The following is a 20023-nucleotide window of genomic DNA, read 5'->3' as shown; positions in this document are numbered from 1 at the left end:
GGCGCTCTTTTTTATAACCGCACACCGAGCCTGAGTCCGTTAAATGAGCCATAACGCCGAATATTCAGCGGTCAACGATGTGGTGCAGAACAACTTCTTCTCGCGGGTCTGGCAGCTCACGGCGTCCTACTGGCGCAGCGAAGAGAAGACCATGGCCTGGTTGCTGCTGATCGTGGTGATCGCGCTGTCGCTGGTCGGCGTGGCCATCTCGGTGGCGGTCAACAGCTGGTACCGCGAGTTCTACAACGCACTGCAGAACAAGGACCTGCCGGCCTTCACCCATCTGATCCTGTATTTCTGCGGAATTGCCGCGGTGGCGATTCTGGTGGCGGTCTATCGCCTGTACCTGACCCAGATGCTGACCATCCGCTGGCGGCGCTGGCTGACCGATCAGCATTTCGACGCCTGGTTGCAGCATAAGAACTTCTACCGCTTGGAGCAGCGTGGCTACACCGACAACCCTGACCAGCGCCTGGCCGAGGACTTGAACAGTTTTACTGACAACACCTTGGGCCTGGGCCTGGGGCTGATTCGCAATGTGGTCAGTCTGGTGTCGTTCTCGGTGATCCTCTGGGGCGTGTCGGGCAGCATCGAAGTCTTCGGAGTCGAGATTCCCGGCTACATGTTCTGGGCCGCCTTGCTCTATGCGATGGTCGGCAGCTGGCTGGTGCACTTGGTCGCGCGCCGCCTGATCGGGCTGAATAACCGCCAGCAACGCTTCGAGGCCGACCTGCGTTTCGGTCTGGTGCGCATTCGCGAAAATGCCGAAAGCATTGCCCTCTACAACGGCGAAGCCAACGAGCAGCAGCGCCTGATGACCCGTTTTCACAGTGTCTGGAGTAACTTCTGGCAACTGATGCGGGTACAGAAACGCCTGACCTTTTTCAGTGCCGGTTATTCGCAGATTGCGATCATCTTCCCGTTGGTCGTCGCCGCGCCGCGCTACTTCGCCGGCAAGATCCAGCTGGGCGATCTGATGCAGATCAATTCGGCGTTTGGCAATGTGCAGGAAAGCATGAGCTGGTTCATCGACGCCTACGCCAGTCTGGCGGCCTGGCGCGCCACCTGTGACCGGATTCTGAGCTTCCGTCAGGCACTGGCCGAGGGGCAGGCGCAAGAACAAGCGCCGGCTATTCGCCGGCAGACTCATGCTGAAGAACTATCGCTGGATGGCGTTCGACTGAGCCTGGCCGATGGCCGCACGCTGCTCGATCCAACCTCGTTACGTATCGCCCCCGGTGAACACGTGTTGATCAGCGGCGCCTCGGGTAGCGGCAAGAGCACGCTGCTGCGCGCGCTGAGCGGGCTTTGGCCGTTCGGCAGCGGCGCCTTGAGCCTGCCGGACAGCAGCCTGTTCCTGCCGCAAAAGCCGTATCTGCCGATTGGCAGTCTGCGCGGCGCCCTGAGTTACCCCGACCCCGCCGAGTGCTATCCACAGGAGCGCCTGGAACAGGTGCTGCGCAATTGTCGACTGGAGCATTTGGTCGCGCGCCTGGACCTGGAAGATCACTGGGAGCGGGTGCTTTCGCCCGGTGAGCTGCAACGGCTGGCGATTGCCCGGGCCTTGCTGGTCGCACCGCGCTGGTTGTTCCTTGATGAAGCGACTTCGGCCCTCGACGAGGTCGATGAGGCGGCGCTCTATCAATTGTTGGTCGATGAATTGCCAGACACCAGCCTGATCAGCATTGGTCACCGCTCCAGCCTGAAACGCTTTCATGAGCGACAGCTGCGCCTGGAAAATCGCCAGCTGGAGCAGGCATCGATAGTGTTGCCGGCGTAATGAGCTGTTTGCTGAGCACGTAGGCTAGGCAGATGAGTAGGGTGGAATCCCCGGAGGGGCTTCCACCGCCTGCCGCGAATCCACAGGTCGCTAGGGCTTCGGATCGCTCCAGCGCCTCGCCTTGTGCGAGGCGTTGATTGTTGCCCGATTTGGTGGATTACGTCGCCGCGCGGCTAATCCACCCTACCTGTTGTTTGCATGCGTTGTCGGTGCGGCTGACATATCATTAGCCACCTAACGACATCCGCCCGACACAGTAAACGACATGCTTGCGATCATCTCTGCAACCTTCGGCATCACCGCGCCGGTTTTCGCCATGTTGTTTCTCGGCGTGCTGCTCAAACGCCTGGGACTGATCGATGCGGCGTTCATCAGCACGGCATCGGCGCTGGTGTTCAACGTCAGCATGCCGGTCATGCTGTTTCTCGCCATCCTACATGCCGATCTACGCACGGCTTTGCAGCCGGCGGTACTGGGCTATTTTGCCGTCGCGACGCTGTTTGGGTTTCTCTTGGCCTGGGGCTGGGCGATCTGGCGTTGTCCCAAGGCCGATCGCGGGGTCTATACCCAGGGCGCCTTTCGTGGCAACAACGGTATTGTCGGCCTCGCGCTGGCGACCAGCATGTATGGTGATTACGGATTGTCGCTGGGCGGAGTATTGGCCGGGGTGGTGATCCTTTCCTACAACAGCCTGTCGGCGGTAGTGCTGGCGATCTACAGCCCGAGTTCCAAGTCGGATGCCTGGAGCATTCTCAAGAGCATCCTGCGCAATCCCTTGATCATCGGCGTCCTCGCAGCCATGCCCTTTGCCTATTGGCAGATAGGCCTGCCGGTCTGGTTGACCACGTCCGGTGAATACCTCGCGCAACTGACCCTGCCGCTGGCGCTGATCTGTATTGGCGGCACCCTGTCGTTGGAGTCCCTGCGGGCGAGCAGCGGTTTGGCCATCAGCGCCAGCCTGATGAAGATGGTCTGGTTGCCGCTGGTCTGCACTCTCGGGGCTTTCCTCTATGGTTTCCGCGGCGCCGAGCTGGGTATTCTGTTCCTTTACTTCGCCAGCCCCACCGCTGCCGCTAGCTTCGTCATGGCCAAGGCGGTGAACGGCAACCATGAGTTGGCCGCGGCGATCATCGTGATCACCACTCTGGCGGCGGCGGTGACCACCAACATCGGCATCTTCGTGTTGCAGTGGGGCGGCTGGATCTAGGCGCGTCCCCTCTAGATCCAGCGTTCAAGGCTGGCAAGTCGCGGCGCCGCTTATTCGTCTGCGACCTGCCAGGCGTCGATCACTTCCTGGGCGGCGCGGAAAGCATCGATCGCCGCCGGTACGCCGGCATACACCGCGCAATGTAGAAGCGCCTCGCGGATTTCCTCGATCGTGCAGCCGTTGTTCAGCGCACCACGCACGTGGCCTTTCAACTCTTGCGGGCATTTCAGTGCGGTCAGTGCGGCCAGGGTGATCAGGCTGCGAGTCTTCAATGGCAGACCTTCGCGGGTCCAGACAGCGCCCCAGGCGTGTTCGTTGACGAAGTCTTGCAGTGGCTGGGTGAGCTCGGTGGCATTGCCGAGGGCGCGATCGACGAAGGCATCGCCCATCACTTGGCGGCGCATGTCGAGACCGTCGGCGTAGTTATCACTCATGTTTTTTCCTTTCGACGTTGGAGTGGGCACCGCGTTGCCAGGCGCGCGCACTGAGAATGATCAGAGTGATGGCTGTTAGCGGCAGGGCGTACCAGAGAATGGCGTCGCCGAGGATTTTATAGAAAGGCCGGTTGGTGGCGAATAGCAGCAGATAAGCGCTGTATGCCAGGTAGTAGCCGAGAAACAATATGCCTACCCAGCGGTTGATTCGGTAGTTGGCGAAGAAGATCGGCAGGCAGGCGATAGCCACCGTGAGCATCACCGGGAAGTCGAAGGCCAGGGCGTTGGGCGAGATCGACAGCCCTTGCGGGGCCAGCATCGACGCCAGGCCCAAGGCGCAGAGCAGATTGAAGATATTGCTGCCGACGATGTTGCCCACGGCGATATCGCGCTGCCCCTTGAGTGCGGCGAGAATCGAGGTGACGAATTCGGGTAGACAGGTACTGACGGCAACCACGCTCAGGCCGATCACCAATTCGGAAAGCCCGAGCGCGCGCGCCAGCGTGACCGCACCTTCCACCATCAGGCCCGAGCCGGGCACCAGGAGCAGCAAGCCGACGGCAATCAGCGCCAGGTTGAGCAGCCAGGTGAAGGCGGTAACTGGCTTGAACTGACCGAACGCCGCGCTGAACTGATCGTCTGTCGTGCTCTTGTCGGCGCGCGCGTGGAGGATCAAGTACAGGGTGTAAACGGTGATTGCGCTGAACAGCAGGGCGCCGTCCAGCCGGCTCAAACGGCCATCCCACGCCAGCGCGTAGGCTAGCAGGCTGGCAGCGATCATCAGCGGTATGTCGAGGCGAATCAGCTGGCGGGGGACCAACAGCGGCGCTAGCAAAGCGCTTGCCCCGAGGACCAGCAAGATGTTGGCAATGTTGCTGCCGATGACATTACCCACAGCGATATCGCCGCTGCCACTCAGGGCGGCCTGTACGCTGACCGCGGTTTCCGGTGCGCTGGTACCAAAGGCGACTACGGTCAGGCCGATGATCAGCGGCGGAATGCCGAGCTGCGCAGCCAGTTTGGCCGCGCCACGCACCAATAGCTCTGCGCCGGCGACCAGCAACAACAGGCCAGCGAGCAGATAAACAAGGCTCATCAGAGGCATTAATTCGACATTCCAGAAAAGTCTGGCCTAGCTTAGCGAGCCGTTGTGCCGAGGCGAGAGCTGCGCGGCAGCGGATTGTTACTGCTTACTTCAGCAGCGAGTTCAGTCGGCCAGGCTTTGTACCCGAGCCGGCACTACGCCGGCGCGCAGCATGCCGAGCTGCTGGGCGGCCTTGCGTGAGACATCGATGATGCGGCCGCGGGCATACGGGCCACGGTCGTTGATGCGTACTACCACGGTTTTGTCGTTGTTCAGGTTGGTCACCCGCACCCGTGTGCCGAAGGGCAGGCTGCGGTGCGCGGCGGTCAGTTGATTCTGGTCGAATTTCTCACCGCTGGCAGTGCGTTTGCCGTGGTGCTTGGCGCCGTAATAGGACGCCTTGCCCTCGGCGTTGTAGCGGCCGTCGCTGGAGTCACCTGAACCGAGGCCGAAAGGCAGCCCGGCGCAACCCGCGAGCAGGCCGAACAGTACGCTGAGAGTCAGTAAACGCCACATGCTTATACCTCTGGACAAAACAACGCCGGGCGAGCCCGGCGTTGCATGAGCTTTGTGTGGGCGTCCCTGCCGTCAATCTGTGATTGCTCGGCCGTCCATGGCCGGGCGTTTGCAGGGACAACGCATGCGTCGCCTATTTCCTGCTCAGCCTTCGAGCTTTTGCTTGAGCAATTCGTTCACTTGCTGCGGGTTGGCCTTGCCTTTCGAGGCCTTCATCGCCTGGCCGACGAAGAAGCCGAACATCTTGCCGCGCTTGGCTTCATCGGCGGCGCGGTACTGTTCGACCTGCTCGGCGTTGGCCGCGAGCATCTCATCGAGCATCGATTCGATGGCGCCGCTGTCGGTGACCTGCTTCAGACCGCGGGCTTCGATGATTTGATCGGCATTGCCTTCGCCGTTGGCCATGGCCTCGAAGACCATCTTGGCAATCTTGCCGGAGATGGTGTTGTCGCTGATGCGCAACAACATGCCGCCCAGTTGTTCGGCGGATACCGGCGATTGTTCGATCTCCAGGCCTTGCTTGTTCAACAGGCTGCCCAACTCGACCATCACCCAGTTGGCCGCCAGTTTGGCATCGCCGGCGATGTTGACGACCTGCTCGAAGTAGTCCGCCTGCTCGCGGCTGGAGGCCAGCACGCTGGCATCGTAGGCGGACAAGCCGAACTGGGCCTGGAAACGCTCGCGTTTCTGCGGCGGCAGTTCCGGCAGGGTGGCGCGGGTGGTCTCGAGGAATTGCGCGCTGATCACCACCGGCAGCAGATCCGGATCGGGGAAGTAACGGTAGTCGTTGGCTTCCTCCTTGCTGCGCATGGCACGGGTTTCGTCTTTGTTCGGGTCGTACAGGCGGGTTTGCTGTATGACCTTGCCGCCGTCTTCGATCAGCTCGATCTGCCGCTGTACTTCGGAGTTGATCGCCTTCTCGATAAAACGGAACGAGTTGACGTTCTTGATCTCACAGCGGGTGCCGAACTCGGCCTGACCTTTCGGCCGTACCGAGACGTTGCAGTCGCAACGCAGCGAACCTTCGGCCATGTTGCCGTCGCAGATGCCGAGGTAGCGCACCAGGGCGTGGATGGCCTTGACGTAGGCCACGGCTTCCTTGGCGCTGCGCATGTCCGGCTCGGAGACGATCTCCAGCAGCGGCGTGCCGGCGCGGTTGAGGTCGATGCCGCTCATGCCGTGGAAGTCTTCGTGCAGGCTTTTGCCGGCGTCTTCTTCCAGATGCGCACGGGTGATGCCGACGCGCTTGACCGTGCCGTCTTCCAGGGTGATGTCCAGATAGCCCTTGCCGACGATCGGCAGTTCCATCTGACTGATCTGGTAGCCCTTGGGCAGATCCGGGTAGAAGTAGTTTTTGCGGGCAAAGACGTTGCTGGCGCCGATCTCGGCATCAATTGCCAGACCGAATTTGACCGCCATGCGTACCGCTTCCTCGTTGAGCACCGGCAGTACGCCGGGCATGCCGAGATCGACCAGGCTGGCCTGGGTGTTCGGCTCAGCGCCAAAAGTGGTGGAGCTGGCGGAGAAAATCTTCGATTGGGTGGCGAGCTGGGTGTGGATTTCCAGCCCGATCACAGTTTCCCATTGCATAGTGGTGTTTCCTCAATCCTGCATTGCCTTGGCGAACCCTCTCCCGGCCCTGCGGGCCACCCTCTCCCCTTGATGGGGCGAGGGGAAAAGGCTGCATGGCGGCGCCATGACTAAAATCCGGCTGGCGATTGTTGGTGCCAGTCGCTGACCTGCTGGTAGCGGTGGGCCACGTTGAGCAGGCGGCCTTCCTGGAAGTAGGGTGCCAGCAATTGCACGCCAACCGGCAGACCTTCAACGAAACCCGCGGGCATGGAAATGCCTGGCAGGCCGGCGAGGTTGGCGGTGATGGTGTAGATATCTTCCAAGTACTGCGCCACCGGGTCGTTGTTCTTCTCGCCGAGTTTCCAGGCCGGGTTCGGCGTGGTGGGGCCGAGGATCACGTCCACTTCATTGAAGGCCGACATGAAGTCGTTCTTGATCAGCCGGCGAATCTTCTGCGCCTGCAGGTAGTAGGCGTCGTAGTAGCCGGCGGACAGCGCATAGGCACCCACCATGATCCGTCGCTGCACTTCAATGCCGAAACCTTCGGCGCGTGAGCGCTTATACAGGTCGGTGAGGTCGACCGGGTTTTCGCAGCGATGGCCGAAGCGCACACCGTCGAAACGCGACAGGTTGGAAGAGGCCTCGGCTGGGGCGATCACGTAGTACGCCGGAATCGCGTGCTGCATGTTCGGCAGGGAGATTTCCTTGACCACTGCGCCGAGCTTTTCCAGCTCCTTGACGCAGGCCAGGGTCAGCTCGGCGATGCGCGGGTCGAGGCCGGGGCCAAAATATTCCTTCGGCAGGCCAATGCGCAGGCCTTCCAGGCTGTTGTTCAGGCTGGCGCTGTAATCCGGCACGGGCTCATCGACACTGGTCGAGTCTTTAGCGTCGAAGCCCGCCATGCCTTGCAGCAGCAACGCGCAGTCTTCGGCAGTACGGGCCAACGGGCCGCCCTGATCGAGACTGGAGGCGTAAGCAATCATGCCCCAGCGCGAGACGCGGCCATAGGTCGGCTTGATCCCGGTGAGGTTGGTCAGCGCGGCCGGTTGGCGGATCGAGCCGCCGGTGTCGGTGCCGGTCGCCGCCGGCAACAGACGTGCCGCCACCGCCGCGGCCGAGCCGCCGGAGGAACCGCCCGGTACATGGGCGAGGTTCCAAGGGTTCTTCACCGCGCCGTAATAGCTGGACTCGTTCGACGAGCCCATCGCGAACTCATCCATGTTGGTCTTGCCCAGCGTCACGGCGCCAGCCGCGGCGAGTTTGGCGACCACAGTGGCGTCATAGGGGGCCTTGAAGTTGTCGAGCATCTTCGAGCCGCAGCTGGTGCGAATGCCCTGGGTGCAGAACAGATCCTTGTGGGCGATCGGCGCACCGAGCAGGGCGCCGTTTTCGCCGCCAGCGCGGCGGGCATCGGCGGCCTTGGCCTGTTGCAGGGCCAGCTCTTCGGTGAGGCTGATAAAACTGTTCAGTTGCGGGTCGAGCTGCTGAATGCGCGCGAGCAGGCTGCGCGTCAGCTCCTCGGAGGAGAATTGCTTGTCGGCGAGGCCGCGGGCGATCTCGGCCAGAGTCAGTTGGTGCATGTCCGCGTCCTTAATCACTCGATAACCTTCGGAACCAGATACAGGCCGTCCTGTACCGACGGGGCGATGGCCTGGTAGGCATCGCGGCGGTTTTCTTCGGTCACAATGTCAGCGCGTAGGCGCTGAGTGGCTTCCAGAGGGTGAGCCAGGGGCTCGATGCCGGTAGTATCGACTGCCTGCATCAGATCAATCAGGCCGAGAATATTGTTGAGAGTCTCGGTGGTACGTGGAATATCAGCGTCATTCAGACCCAGTCGGGCCAGATGGGCGATTTTTTCCACCTCGGAGCGTTCAAGCGCCATCGGGGGGGTTCTCCAGATAAGAGCAGCCAGTGGAAGGCGGGCGGAAGACCGTACAAAAAAATGTGGGGAACGGATACCGCGGGCGAGCGGTCAAAAGCCGCTATGTTGGGCCGTAAAGCCCGGAAAAGCCGCCAATTTAACATATTGGCGCCTTGCCCAAAATCCCCGTCGTTGTTAGAGTCTGCCGCACTTTTTTACCCACGCGTTGCCTAGGGTCCCTATCCCATGTTTAAGAAACTGCGTGGCATGTTTTCCAGCGATCTGTCGATCGACCTGGGCACTGCCAATACCCTGATTTATGTACGCGAACGCGGCATTGTGCTGAATGAGCCCTCCGTGGTCGCCATCCGCACCAGCAGCAATAACCAGAAGAGTGTCGTAGCGGTCGGTACCGACGCCAAGCGTATGCTCGGCCGTACCCCCGGCAACATCGCCGCCATTCGTCCGATGAAAGACGGTGTTATCGCCGACTTCAGCGTCTGCGAGAAGATGCTGCAGTACTTCATCAATAAAGTGCATGAAAACAGCTTCCTGCAGCCGAGCCCGCGTGTCCTTATTTGTGTGCCTTGCAAGTCCACTCAGGTGGAGCGTCGGGCCATTCGTGAATCGGCCCTCGGCGCCGGTGCCCGCGAAGTGTTCCTGATCGAGGAACCGATGGCCGCCGCTATCGGTGCCGGCCTGCCGGTGGAAGAGGCACGTGGTTCGATGGTCGTCGATATCGGCGGCGGTACCACGGAAATTGCACTGATCTCGCTGAACGGCGTGGTTTACGCCGAATCCGTCCGGGTTGGCGGTGACCGCTTCGACGAAGCCATCATCACCTATGTGCGCCGCAACTACGGCAGCCTGATCGGTGAATCCACCGCCGAGCGTATCAAGCAGGAAATCGGTACGGCCTATCCGAACGGCGAACTCCGTGAAGTCGACGTCCGTGGTCGTAACCTGGCGGAAGGCGTACCGCGCAGCTTCACCCTCAACTCCAACGAAGTGCTGGAAGCGCTGCAGGAGTCCCTGGCGACTATCGTGCAAGCGGTTAAAAGCGCGCTCGAGCAATCGCCGCCGGAACTGGCTTCGGATATCGCCGAGCGTGGCTTGGTGCTGACTGGTGGTGGCGCACTGCTGCGTGACCTGGACAAGTTGCTGGCGCAAGAGACCGGCCTGCCGGTGATCGTTGCCGAAGATCCACTGACCTGCGTCGCGCGTGGCGGTGGCAAGGCGCTGGAAATGATGGACCGTCACACCATGGATCTGCTCTCCAGCGAATAAGGTTGGCGAGTTCCGCTTCGCCCACAACGCTTTTGCAGCGCCCACCTCGGTGGGCTCGTTGCATTTCCTGCATTCATGTGGGGCATAAAGCTACAGTCGGCGCAGAAGTCGCGTTTACAATCCGTAAATCAGCACTCGATCCGGTTTCCAATGCCGCATGAATAAGCGCAGCCATTCTAAAAACAGCGTCGGAGCAGTCAGCCATTAAGCCGCTCTTTGCCAAGGGGCCCTCATTGGGTGTGCGCCTGCTGGTGCTGGTCGTGTTGTCGGCTGCGCTGATGGTGGTCGATGCTCGTTTCGAGTCGCTCAAACCGGTACGCAGCCAGATGGGCCTGGTGCTGACCCCGTTCTATTGGTTGGCTGATCTGCCGGCACGCATGTGGGACGGTATGACGCAGCAGTTCACCAGTCGCAGCGAATTGCTCGGCGAGAACGAGAAGCTCAAGGCTGAGGCGTTGTTGATGCAGCGGCGTCTGCAAAAGCTGGCCGCGTTGACCGAGCAGAACGTGCGCCTGCGCGAGTTGCTCAACTCTTCCGCGCTGGTCGACGAGAAGGTTCTGGTCGGCGAGTTGATCGGTGTCGACCCTAATCCCTTCACCCACCGCATCCTGATCGACAAAGGCGGCAAGGATGGCGTGTTCCTCGGCCAACCAGTGCTGGATGCGCGCGGCCTGATGGGGCAGGTGGTCGAGGTCATGCCGTATACCTCGCGGGTTCTGCTACTGACCGACACCACTCACAGCATTCCGGTGCAGGTCAATCGCAATGGCCTGCGAGCCATCGCCAGCGGTACCGGTAATCCTGAACGCCTGGAGCTGCGGCATGTGGCAGATACCGCCGATATCAAGGAAGGCGACCTGCTGGTCAGCTCCGGTCTGGGCCAGCGCTTCCCGGCGGGCTATCCGGTGGCGACGGTTAAAGAAGTGATTCACGACTCCGGTCAGCCGTTCGCCATTGTGCGTGCCGTCCCTACCGCAGCGTTGAACCGTAGTCGCTATATGTTGTTGGTGTTTACCGATGCCCGTTCGCCCGAGCAGCGCGCCACGGACTCCGCTGAGGCGCAAGAAAAAGTCGATCGCCAGACCGGGGAGAGCCCCATCGAGGCGCCAGTCGGAGCGGCGTCGAACACTCAAGCGCCAGTCACCCCGCTCGTGCAACCGGCACAGGCCGCCCCGACGGCAACTGGAGGGGAGCATCGATGATAGGTTTGCGTCCGCGTAACGGCTGGGTGATCTGGTTGAGTTTGGCGGCTGCCTTGTTGCTCAGTGTGGCGCCGTTGGCGAGCTTTATGGAAATCGGTCGGCCGCTCTGGCTGGCACTGTTTCTGACCTACTGGACCTTGGCCCTGCCGCATCGTGTCGGGATGACCACGGCCTGGCTGCTGGGCTTGGCGGAAGATGTGCTGTACGGCACGTTGCTCGGGCAGAATGCGCTGATCCTGACCTTGATCACTTTCCTGGTGCTGACCCTGCATCAACGTCTGCGCATGTTCCCTATGTGGCAGCAAAGTCTGGTGCTCATGGTGGTGTTTGGCCTGGCCCAGCTGGTTCAGCTGTGGCTCAATGCGCTCACCGGGAACCGCCCGCCGACCTTAGCCTTTGTGCTGCCAGCCTTGGTCAGCGCATTGCTCTGGCCCTGGGTATGTGTTGCCCTGCGCGGCTTGCATCAGCGCTTAAACGTCAATTAAACGGGTTGCGGCCACCAGGCTGCCGACCCGCACTGCTCGACAGGGAGAGGTCTGCATGGCCACGCTTTACTTGGCCTCGGGGTCACCACGCCGGCGTGAACTGCTGACGCAAATCGGCGTGCCCTTCTTCACGCTCGGCGCCCCTATCAATGAAGATCCATTGCCAGATGAGGCTCCAAAGGCCTATGTAGAGCGTTTGGCGTGCGCCAAAGCGATGACCGGGCTGGCCGCGTTGGAAGCTCTTGTCGGGGCGGTGGTGCTCGGTGCCGATACGGCGGTGGTGCTCGATGGGCGCATTCTCGGTAAGCCGCAGGATCGGGCGGAAGCGTTGGCCATGTTGGCGGCCCTTTCGGGGCGCGAGCATGAAGTGCTGACTGCCGTGGCCGTCGCTTCTGCACAGCGTAGTGAGGTGCGGGTGGTGAGTAGCCGAGTGGCTTTTCGTCCGCTGTCGTGCGCCGAGGCTGAAGCCTATTGGGATAGCGGTGAGCCGCAGGACAAAGCCGGTGGTTATGCTATCCAGGGGTTGGCGGCGGTGTTCGTCAGCGCTCTGCACGGTAGTTATTCGGCGGTGGTCGGTTTGCCGCTGTGCGAAACCGCGGCGCTGCTCGCCGATTTCGGCATCCCCTGTTGGCAGCACCTGAGCGAGACGCAAGCATGAGCGAAGAGATTCTGATCAACATCACGCCGATGGAGTCGCGCGTGGCGGTGGTGGAAAACGGGGTATTGCAGGAGGTGCACGTCGAGCGCACCCAGCGCCGCGGCATTGTCGGCAATATCTATAAAGGCAAGGTGGTACGGGTGCTGCCGGGGATGCAGGCGGCGTTCGTCGATATCGGCCTGGAGCGTGCGGCGTTTATCCATGCCTCGGAGATTTCCACCCGCGAAGGCAGTGCCGTGGAGAGCATCAGTGCCCTGGTCCACGAAGGCCAAAGCCTAGTAGTGCAGGTGACCAAGGACCCGATTGGCAGCAAGGGCGCGCGGCTGACCACGCAATTGTCGATTCCCTCGCGCTACCTGGTGTATATGCCGCGCACCAGTCATGTCGGTATCTCGCTGCGGATTGAAGATGAAGTCGAGCGTGAGCGCCTGAAACAGGTGGTGGCGGACTGCATTGCTGCCGAGGGGATTGAGGAGAGTGGCGGCTTTATTCTGCGCACTGCAGCCGATGGCGCGGGTGCGGAGGAAATCGTCGCGGACATTCGTTATCTGCGCCGGTTGTGGGAGCAAATCGGCACCCAGGTGAACACGGCGCCCACCCCTTCGGTGATTTACGAGGACCTCAGCCTGGCCCTGCGCACCCTGCGTGATCTGGTCAGCCTGCGCACCGAGAAGCTGCGCATCGATTCGCGCGAGACCTTCCAGAAAATCACCCAGTTCGTCGATGAGTTGATGCCGGAAATCGCCGACCGCTTGGAGCATTACCCGGGCGAGCGGCCGATTTTCGATCTGTATGGCGTCGAGGACGAGATTCAGAAAGCGCTGGAGCGCAAGGTGCCGCTCAAGTCCGGCGGTTACCTGATCATCGATCCGGCTGAAGCGATGAGCACCATCGATGTGAACACGGGTGCCTTCGTCGGCCACCGCACGCTGGAAGAAACCATCTTCAAGACCAACCTCGAAGCCGCCACCGCGATTGCCCGGCAACTGCGCCTGCGCAATCTGGGCGGGATCATCATCATCGACTTCATCGATATGGAAGATGAAGAGCACCAGCGCCAGGTACTGCGAACCCTGGAGAAGCAGCTGGAACGTGATCACGCCAAGACCAATATCATTGGCATCACCGAGTTGGGTTTGGTGCAGATGACCCGCAAGCGCACCCGTGAGAGCCTCGAGCAGGTGCTCTGCGAGCCCTGCATCAGCTGCCAGGGGCGCGGCAAGCTGAAGACCGCTGAGACTATCTGTTACGAAATTTTCCGCGAAATCCTCCGTGAGGCCCGTGCCTATCAGGCCGAAGGCTATCGTGTGTTGGCGAACCAGAAAGTCGTCGACCGACTGTTGGACGAGGAGTCGGGTAATGTTGCCGACCTGGAAAGCTTTATTGGCCGCACCATTAAATTCCAGGTCGAGACCATGTATTCGCAGGAGCAATACGATGTGGTTCTGCTCTGAAAGTGCTCTGCTTGAAGCAGAGTATTCTCAGAGCGGGAATGTGCACTTGTTCATGGAGCTGAGCTGAAATGGAGCGTCTCGCCCGTCTGCTTGCCAACTTACTGCGCTGGGGTTTCGAGCTCTGTGCTTTAGGCCTGGTGCTGACGGCGCTGTATGCCAGCCTGGGTCGCGAGTTGGTGCCCTGGGTCGCCGAGTATCGCGGCGAAGTCGAGAGCAAAGTGCAGGTGGGTCTGGGTTTGCCGGTGACTATCGGTAGTCTGGAAGGCCGTTGGCAGGGGCTGGCACCGCTGCTGCTGGCGCATGACGTGCAAGTTGGCGAAGGCGCCAGCGCGGTGCGCCTGGCTCAGGTGCGGGTGGTGCCGGATGTACTGGCCAGCTTGCTGGCGCGTCAGGTGCGGGTTGCCACGCTGGAACTGGAGGGACTGCGGCTCAGTGTGCAGCAGGGCGCCGACGGCAAGTGGGCGCTGGAAGGCTTGCCGGCGCGTGCCGAGACCGCGCCGGTGGACCCGGCACAATGGCTCGCTAGTCTGCAAATGGTCGCGCATCTTTCGTTGCTGGATAGCCAACTGACCCTCGAGCCTCACGGCGAGGCACCGCTGACCTTCACCCACGCCAACTTGAGCCTGCGCAATGGCGTCAGCCATCAGCGCCTGGACGGTCGTTTGACGCTACCCGATGGTCAGCCGTTGGCCATGAGCTTGCGCACCCGTTTGCGCCCGGAAAAATGGCGGGAGGCGGAGGCTGAGTTGTACCTCAGTCTGCCGCAGAGCGATTGGGCGCGCTGGCTGCCGGCGAGTCTGGCGGGCGATTGGCACCTCGAGCGTCTACGAGCTGGCGGCGATTTTTGGCTGTCTTGGGCCAAGGGCGGCGTCCAACGCGCGGTCGCGCGCGTGCATGCGCCCGAGCTGAGCGCAGCTTACGCGCAGCGCAAACCAGTGAAACTGCAGAATCTGGCACTTACGGCTTATTTCGACCGCACGGCTAAAGGTTTTCAGCTGCTGCTCCATTCGCTTGCCATGAGTTTCGGTGAGACTCGCTGGGGTGAGGCGCAGCTGGGTCTCAGTTACCAGGCCGCCAGCGCGGATAGCGAGGAACAGTGGCAACTGACGGCGGATCGTCTCAACCTGACCCCGCTGGCCCCGGCAATCGAGGCGCTGGCGCCGCTGCCGGAAACGCTCGCTGCGGTGCTGGACGGCCTGCAACCGCAGGGTGTCCTGCGCAATCTGCAACTGGCGTACCGGCCGCAGGCCAGCGCCGACCAGCGTGTGCAATTTGCCGCCAACCTGGAACAGATTAGCGTCAACGCCTATCACGGGGCGCCGGCGGTGGAAAACGTCAGTGGCAGCATCAGTGGCGACCTCGGTCAAGGCGAGCTGCGTCTGGCAACCGAGAACTTCGCCTTGCACCTGGATCAGCTGTTTCCCAAGCCCTGGCGCTACCAGAAGGCCAATGCGCGCTTGACCTGGCGCTTCGACGAGCAGGCCTTCACCCTGATCAGTCCCTACCTGCAAGTGGTGGGCGACGAGGGCAAGATCGCCGGCGATTTCCTGATCCGCCTGATGCGTGATCCGGCGGTGGAGGACTATATGGATTTGCGTGTCGGCCTGCGCGAGGGCGACGCACGCTACACCGAGAAGTACTTACCGACGCTGGCCGATGGGCTCAGTCCTGAGCTGGCCAACTGGCTGAAGACGGCGATCCGCGCCGGAGCCATCGACGAGGGCTATTTTCAGTATCAGGGCTCGCTGAACAAAGGCGCGGAGGATGCGGCGCGCAGCCTCAGCCTGTTCTTCAAAGTGCATGACGCCGAGTTGGCCTTCCAGCCCGGCTGGCCAGAGCTGCGCGGCGCGCGCGGTGATGTGTTTATCGAGGACAGTGGGGTGCGCGTGCAGGTGCCGGAAGGGCGTTTGCTCGACAGTACGGTGAGCGCTGTCAGCGTCAACATCGCGCATGTCGACCAGGGGCAGGCACCGCGTTTGCTGTTGGTTGGCGACGTGCAGAGCAGTGTTGCCGATGCGCTGAAAATTCTTCAGGACACGCCGTTGGGTACCGCGGAAACGTTCGCCGGCTGGCAGGGCGAGGGCGCGCTCAGTGGCAAGCTCAATCTGGATATTCCATTGCGCCACGGTTTGCCTCCCAACGTGGTGGTCGACTTCTTGGCCGACGGTGCGCGCCTCAAGCTGGCTAGCCCCAACCTTGAATTGACCCACCTGAAAGGCGCGTTCCGCTTCAATACGTCCAGTGGCCTGAGTGCCCCGGATATCCGCGCTCAAGTCTTTGGGCGGGCGGTTCGCGGCAAAGCCATCACCGATGGCGCGCGCGGTCGGGCGCTGACGCGGATCGAGGCGGGTGGTCAAGTGGCGCTGAAAAGCCTGACCGACTGGTTGGGGGTGACCCAGCCGCTGCCATTGTCCGGCGAGTTGCCTTATCAATTGAGGCTGACCCTGGATGGTGCCGACAGTCAGCTGCGCGTCGACTCCAACCTGAAAGGACTAGCGATCGATCTGCCTGCGCCCTTTGGCAAAGTTGCCGCCGATGAGCGTCCGACCGAATGGCGCATGACCCTGCAGGGCGCCGAGCGGCGGTACTGGTTGGACTATGCCAATCTGGCCAGCCTGACCGTGGCGGCGCCGGTCGGCCGCTTGAGCGATGGCCGGGGTGAGCTGCGCTTGGGTCAGGAGCAGTCCAGTTTGCCGAGTGGCAAAGGGTTGCGCGTACGCGGAAGCTTGAGTGAGCTGGATTGGGAGGCCTGGCAGGCGGTAGGTAAACGTTATACGGCTGGGCAGGGCGATAGCGCCAAGCAGTTGCTCAGTAGCGCCGAACTGAAGATCGGCAGCTTCCGTGGTTTCGGTGCCTCGCTGGAGAGCCTGAATGTGCAGCTGGCCCGTGCCAATGCGGGCTGGACGCTGGATCTCGACAGCGCTCTGCTCAAAGGCCGGGTCGGTTTGCCGGATGCCAGCGCGGCGGCCATCACGGTCAATCTTGAGCGTCTACGCTTCCCTGCCGCCGCGCCCAAGCCGCCAACCGAGGTGGCTGCGCCGGACCCGCTCGCGACGGTCGATCCGCGGCAGATTCCGGCGCTGGATATCCAGATCGCCCAGGTCTTGCAGGGTGACAGTCTGCTGGGGGCTTGGTCGCTGAAAGCGCGGCCGAGCGCCAATGGAGTGACGTTCAGCGAGTTGAATCTGGGCCTCAAGGGTTTGCAGCTTGGCGGCACTGCAGGCTGGGAGGGTGCGCCCGGCGCCAGCAGCAGTTGGTACAAAGGCCGACTACAGGGCAAGAACTTGGCCGATGTGCTGCTCGCTTGGAATTTTGCGCCGACGGTCACCAGTGAAAGTTTCCACCTGGATGTCGATGGACGCTGGCCTGGCTCGCCGGCCTGGGTCAACCTCAAGCGTTTGTCCGGTGAGCTCGATGCCAGTCTGCGTAAGGGCCAGTTCGTCGAGGCGCAAGGCTCAGCCGCGGCGCTGCGGGTGTTTGGCTTGCTCAACTTCAACTCGATCGGTCGGCGCCTGCGTCTGGACTTCTCCGATCTGCTCGACAAAGGCTTGAGTTACGACCGAGTCAAAGGCCTGCTGGTGGCCACCAGTGGTGTCTATGTGACGCGTGAACCGATTACCCTGAGCGGGCCGTCGAGTAACCTTGAGCTGAATGGCACCTTGGACATGGCCAGTGATCAGGTCAATGCCAAGTTGCTGGTGACCTTGCCGGTGAGTAATAACTTGACGTTGGCCGCCCTGATCGTCGGCGCACCGGCCATCGGCGGGGCGTTGTTCGTGGTCGACAAGCTGCTGGGCAACCAGATGGCGCGTTTCGCCAGCGTGCAGTACAGCGTGACAGGCTCCTGGCAGAACCCGAAAATCAGCTTCGATAAACCTTTTGAAAAACCTCGCTAACCAGGCTGTGTGCAAACGTAGCGAGCGAAGGTTAGACAAGGCGCAACGCAGCGGAGCGGAGTAACAGCCGTAGGCTGGCCCGCAGGGCGAGCGCCAGCGAGTCAAACAGGCGAAGACGCGGAGTTTACGTGTTGTAAATGAGCAGTCTGAGCCTGATTTCAACGCCGTATAGCCGAGCGCAGTAGTTTTCACGCAGCCTGTGACCCGCTGCATGGGGTAGCATGCGCCTATGCCTTTCTGGGAGCGCGGTATGTCCCTCGCCGTGATTCAGATGGTTAGCCAGGACGATGTTCTGGCCAACCTTGCCCATGCCCGTCGGCTGCTCGAACAAGCTGCCGCCAGTGGTGCGCGGCTGGCGGTGCTGCCGGAAAATTTTGCCGCTATGGGACGCCGTGACCTTGCTGCCCTCGGGCGAGCCGAAGCCTTGGGTGAAGGTCCGATCCTGCCCTGGTTGAAACAGGCCGCCCGTGACCTCAAGTTATGGATAGTGGCCGGCACCTTGCCGCTGCCGCCCGACGGCCAGCCCGAGGCTAAGGCGCATGCCTGTTCGTTGCTGATCGATGATCAGGGCGAGCGGGTGGCGCGTTACGACAAACTGCATCTGTTTGATGTGGATGTGGCCGACAGCCGCGGTCGCTACCGCGAGTCCGACGATTACGCCCATGGTTCGCAGCTCGTGGTGGCGGATACCCCGGTGGGGCGCTTGGGGCTTACGGTGTGCTACGACCTGCGCTTCCCCGAGTTGTATGGCGCATTGCGGGAGGCTGGCGCTGAATTGATCAGCGCGCCTTCAGCGTTTACCGCGGTGACCGGTGCCGCGCACTGGCAAATTCTGGTGCGCGCGCGTGCCATCGAGACGCAGTGTTACCTGTTGGCCGCCGGTCAGGGCGGCATCCACCCGAAAGGGCGCGAGACTTTTGGCCATTCGGCAATCATCGACCCCTGGGGGCGAGTATTGGCCGAGCAGGCTCAGGGCGAGGCGCTGCTCTTGGCCAGTCGCGATGCAGCCGAGCAGGCGGCGATCCGTCAACGTATGCCGGTGTACAGCCACCGCCGATTTTCTGTGTCGTCCGTCGTACGGCCGACCTAAAGGCTCTGAGAGCCTATGGAGTGACTATGAGTGAGTTGTTGTTATCCGTCAGTGAGCACCTGTTGGGCCCTGGCGGTCTGAGTATCGAAAGCCTGCCCGCGGTGCTGGGTGAACTGGCCGGCCCCGGCATAGATGCGGCCGATCTGTATTTCCAGAGTCAGGTCTCCGAGACCTGGGTGCTCGAAGACGGCATCGTCAAGGAAGGTAGTTTCAATCTGGACCAGGGCGTCGGCGTGCGGGCTCAGTCCGGCGAGAAGACCGGCTTCGCCTACAGCAATGCGATCAGTGCCGATGCGCTGAGCCAGGCCGCCCGCGCCGCTCGCTCGATTGCCCGCGCGGGGCAGCGGGGGCAGGTGCAGGCCTTCGCCAGCCCGCAGCTAGCCCGCCTGTATGCGCCAGACAATCCCCTGGAGGTGATCGGTCGGGCGGAGAAGGTCGAGTTGCTCAAGCGGGTGGATGTCGCTACGCGGGCACTGGATCCGCGGATCAAGCAAGTCACGGTCAGTCTGGCGGGCGTCTGGGAGCGGATTCTGGTTGCCGCCAATGACGGCAGTCTCGGCGTGGATGTGCGGCCCTTGGTGCGTTTCAATGTCAGTGTGATCGTCGAGCAGAATGGTCGCCGCGAGCGCGGTAGTCATGGTGGCGGCGGTCGCTCCGATTACCGGTACTTCCTAAGTAAAGACAGCCTCAATGAGGACCGCGCCATGGGCTATGCCCGTGAGGCGTTGCGTCAGGCGCTGGTCAACCTGGAAGCGATCCCGGCACCGGCCGGTACTCTGCCGGTGGTATTGGGTTCCGGCTGGTCCGGCGTACTGCTGCACGAGGCGGTCGGTCACGGCCTAGAGGGCGACTTCAACCGCAAGGGCAGTTCGGCCTATAGCGGGCGCGTGGGCCAGCAAGTGGCCTCCAGCCTTTGCACCATCGTTGATGATGGCACCCTGGCAGGGCGCCGCGGCTCGTTAAGCCTGGACGACGAAGGCACGCCCACCCAGTGCACCACGCTGATCGAAAACGGTGTGCTCAAGGGTTATATGCAGGACAAGCTGAACGCTCGCCTGATGGGCGTGGCCGCGACCGGCAATGGCCGGCGTGAGTCGTACGCACACCTGCCGATGCCGCGGATGACCAACACCTACATGTTGGCCGGCAAGAGCGACCCGCAAGAGATTATCGCCTCGGTGAAGAGGGGCATTTACTGCGCCAACCTCGGTGGCGGTCAGGTCGACATCACCAGCGGCAAGTTCGTGTTCTCCACCAGCGAGGCTTACTTGATCGAAGATGGCAAGATCACCGCGCCGGTCAAGGGTGCCACGTTGATTGGCAATGGCCCGGAAGCCATGGGACGGGTGTCGATGGTCGGCAACGACCTGGCGCTGGACAGTGGTGTCGGCACCTGCGGTAAAGACGGTCAGTCGGTGCCGGTCGGTGTCGGTCAGCCGACGCTGAAAATCGATGCGATTACCGTGGGCGGAACGGGAGCGTAGGGTGGGCTAGGCC

At 61.9% G+C, this 20023-nt stretch carries 16 protein-coding genes; 10 read left to right on the top strand and 6 right to left on the bottom strand.

Annotation, left to right across the window (positions count from 1 at the left end):
* Positions 1-43 precede the first annotated feature (43 nt).
* Both D3879_RS00895 and D3879_RS00890 read left to right on the top strand, forming a co-directional pair.
* Positions 44-1780: an ABC transporter ATP-binding protein/permease gene (locus D3879_RS00895; protein ID WP_119952265.1), complete on the top strand. Its 1737-nt coding sequence runs from the start codon at positions 44-46 to the stop codon at positions 1778-1780.
* Positions 1781-2045: 265 nt separating this feature from the next.
* Positions 2046-2987, top strand: coding sequence for an AEC family transporter (locus D3879_RS00890; protein WP_119952264.1), 942 nt, complete (start codon positions 2046-2048; stop codon positions 2985-2987).
* A gap of 50 nt (positions 2988-3037) precedes the next feature.
* Here the strand turns inward: D3879_RS00890 and D3879_RS00885 are convergent, their stop codons facing one another.
* From D3879_RS00885 to gatC, 6 genes are all read right to left on the bottom strand, one after another.
* Positions 3038-3421 carry a carboxymuconolactone decarboxylase family protein gene (locus tag D3879_RS00885; protein ID WP_119952263.1) on the bottom strand — a complete coding sequence of 128 codons (384 nt, stop codon included), beginning with the start codon at positions 3419-3421 and terminating at the stop codon, positions 3038-3040.
* A complete protein-coding gene (locus D3879_RS00880; RefSeq protein WP_119952262.1) occupies positions 3414-4526 on the bottom strand; it encodes a calcium/sodium antiporter in 1113 nt (370 codons plus the stop codon). The genes D3879_RS00885 and D3879_RS00880 overlap by 8 nt, the downstream gene beginning before the upstream one ends.
* A gap of 102 nt (positions 4527-4628) precedes the next feature.
* Positions 4629-5021 (bottom strand): septal ring lytic transglycosylase RlpA family protein, encoded by a 393-nt coding sequence (locus D3879_RS00875; RefSeq protein WP_119952261.1) that lies wholly within the window; start codon positions 5019-5021, stop codon positions 4629-4631.
* Between the two features lie 144 nt (positions 5022-5165).
* A complete protein-coding gene (gene gatB, locus D3879_RS00870; RefSeq protein WP_119952260.1) occupies positions 5166-6611 on the bottom strand; it encodes an Asp-tRNA(Asn)/Glu-tRNA(Gln) amidotransferase subunit GatB in 1446 nt (481 codons plus the stop codon).
* Positions 6612-6721: 110 nt separating this feature from the next.
* Positions 6722-8173, bottom strand: a complete 1452-nt coding sequence (gatA, locus tag D3879_RS00865; protein ID WP_119952259.1) for an Asp-tRNA(Asn)/Glu-tRNA(Gln) amidotransferase subunit GatA — start codon at positions 8171-8173, stop codon at positions 6722-6724.
* 14 nt (positions 8174-8187) lie between these two features.
* Positions 8188-8475, bottom strand: a complete 288-nt coding sequence (gatC, locus tag D3879_RS00860; RefSeq protein WP_119952258.1) for an Asp-tRNA(Asn)/Glu-tRNA(Gln) amidotransferase subunit GatC — start codon at positions 8473-8475, stop codon at positions 8188-8190.
* A 225-nt stretch (positions 8476-8700) separates the two neighbouring features.
* Here gatC and mreB point away from each other — a divergent pair, with 225 nt between their 5' ends.
* From mreB to tldD, 8 genes are all read left to right on the top strand, one after another.
* Positions 8701-9741 carry a rod shape-determining protein MreB gene (gene mreB / locus D3879_RS00855; protein WP_119952257.1) on the top strand — a complete coding sequence of 347 codons (1041 nt, stop codon included), beginning with the start codon at positions 8701-8703 and terminating at the stop codon, positions 9739-9741.
* Between the two features lie 251 nt (positions 9742-9992).
* On the top strand, positions 9993-10943 hold the full coding sequence (gene mreC / locus D3879_RS00850) for a rod shape-determining protein MreC (protein ID WP_238474235.1): 951 nt from the start codon (positions 9993-9995) through the stop codon (positions 10941-10943).
* Entirely contained in the window at positions 10940-11428 is a 489-nt protein-coding gene (gene mreD, locus D3879_RS00845) for a rod shape-determining protein MreD (RefSeq protein ID WP_119952255.1), read from the top strand. The genes mreC and mreD overlap by 4 nt, the downstream gene beginning before the upstream one ends.
* A gap of 55 nt (positions 11429-11483) precedes the next feature.
* A complete protein-coding gene (locus tag D3879_RS00840) occupies positions 11484-12086 on the top strand; it encodes a Maf family protein (protein ID WP_119952254.1) in 603 nt (200 codons plus the stop codon).
* A complete protein-coding gene (gene rng / locus D3879_RS00835) occupies positions 12083-13540 on the top strand; it encodes a ribonuclease G (protein WP_119952253.1) in 1458 nt (485 codons plus the stop codon). Before D3879_RS00840 ends, rng begins: the two co-directional genes overlap by 4 nt.
* A 68-nt stretch (positions 13541-13608) precedes the next feature.
* Entirely contained in the window at positions 13609-17436 is a 3828-nt protein-coding gene (locus tag D3879_RS00830) for a YhdP family protein (protein WP_119952252.1), read from the top strand.
* Positions 17437-17686: 250 nt separating this feature from the next.
* Positions 17687-18526, top strand: a complete 840-nt coding sequence (locus tag D3879_RS00825; protein WP_119952251.1) for a carbon-nitrogen hydrolase family protein — start codon at positions 17687-17689, stop codon at positions 18524-18526.
* A gap of 26 nt (positions 18527-18552) precedes the next feature.
* On the top strand, positions 18553-20010 hold the full coding sequence (tldD, locus tag D3879_RS00820) for a metalloprotease TldD (RefSeq protein WP_119952250.1): 1458 nt from the start codon (positions 18553-18555) through the stop codon (positions 20008-20010).
* The last annotated feature ends 13 nt before the right edge of the window (positions 20011-20023 follow it).

The sequence above is a fragment of the Pseudomonas cavernicola genome, assembly GCF_003596405.1.
Lineage (GTDB): Bacteria > Pseudomonadota > Gammaproteobacteria > Pseudomonadales > Pseudomonadaceae > Aquipseudomonas > Aquipseudomonas cavernicola.
This window is presented reverse-complemented; position numbering and strand designations above follow the sequence as displayed.

Bases quoted from the DNA above. Each gene is read 5' to 3' on its own strand.
- D3879_RS00895 (WP_119952265.1), top strand. From the start codon at position 44: ATGAGCCATAACGCCGAATATTCAGCGGTCAACGATGTGGTGCAGAAC.
- D3879_RS00890 (WP_119952264.1), top strand. From the start codon at position 2,046: ATGCTTGCGATCATCTCTGCAACCTTCGGCATCACCGCGCCGGTTTTC.
- D3879_RS00885 (WP_119952263.1), bottom strand. From the start codon at position 3,421: ATGAGTGATAACTACGCCGACGGTCTCGACATGCGCCGCCAAGTGATG.
- D3879_RS00880 (WP_119952262.1), bottom strand. From the start codon at position 4,526: ATGCCTCTGATGAGCCTTGTTTATCTGCTCGCTGGCCTGTTGTTGCTG.
- D3879_RS00875 (WP_119952261.1), bottom strand. From the start codon at position 5,021: ATGTGGCGTTTACTGACTCTCAGCGTACTGTTCGGCCTGCTCGCGGGT.
- gatB (WP_119952260.1), bottom strand. From the start codon at position 6,611: ATGCAATGGGAAACTGTGATCGGGCTGGAAATCCACACCCAGCTCGCC.
- gatA (WP_119952259.1), bottom strand. From the start codon at position 8,173: ATGCACCAACTGACTCTGGCCGAGATCGCCCGCGGCCTCGCCGACAAG.
- gatC (WP_119952258.1), bottom strand. From the start codon at position 8,475: ATGGCGCTTGAACGCTCCGAGGTGGAAAAAATCGCCCATCTGGCCCGA.
- mreB (WP_119952257.1), top strand. From the start codon at position 8,701: ATGTTTAAGAAACTGCGTGGCATGTTTTCCAGCGATCTGTCGATCGAC.
- mreD (WP_119952255.1), top strand. From the start codon at position 10,940: ATGATAGGTTTGCGTCCGCGTAACGGCTGGGTGATCTGGTTGAGTTTG.
- D3879_RS00840 (WP_119952254.1), top strand. From the start codon at position 11,484: ATGGCCACGCTTTACTTGGCCTCGGGGTCACCACGCCGGCGTGAACTG.
- rng (WP_119952253.1), top strand. From the start codon at position 12,083: ATGAGCGAAGAGATTCTGATCAACATCACGCCGATGGAGTCGCGCGTG.
- D3879_RS00830 (WP_119952252.1), top strand. From the start codon at position 13,609: ATGGAGCGTCTCGCCCGTCTGCTTGCCAACTTACTGCGCTGGGGTTTC.
- D3879_RS00825 (WP_119952251.1), top strand. From the start codon at position 17,687: ATGTCCCTCGCCGTGATTCAGATGGTTAGCCAGGACGATGTTCTGGCC.
- tldD (WP_119952250.1), top strand. From the start codon at position 18,553: ATGAGTGAGTTGTTGTTATCCGTCAGTGAGCACCTGTTGGGCCCTGGC.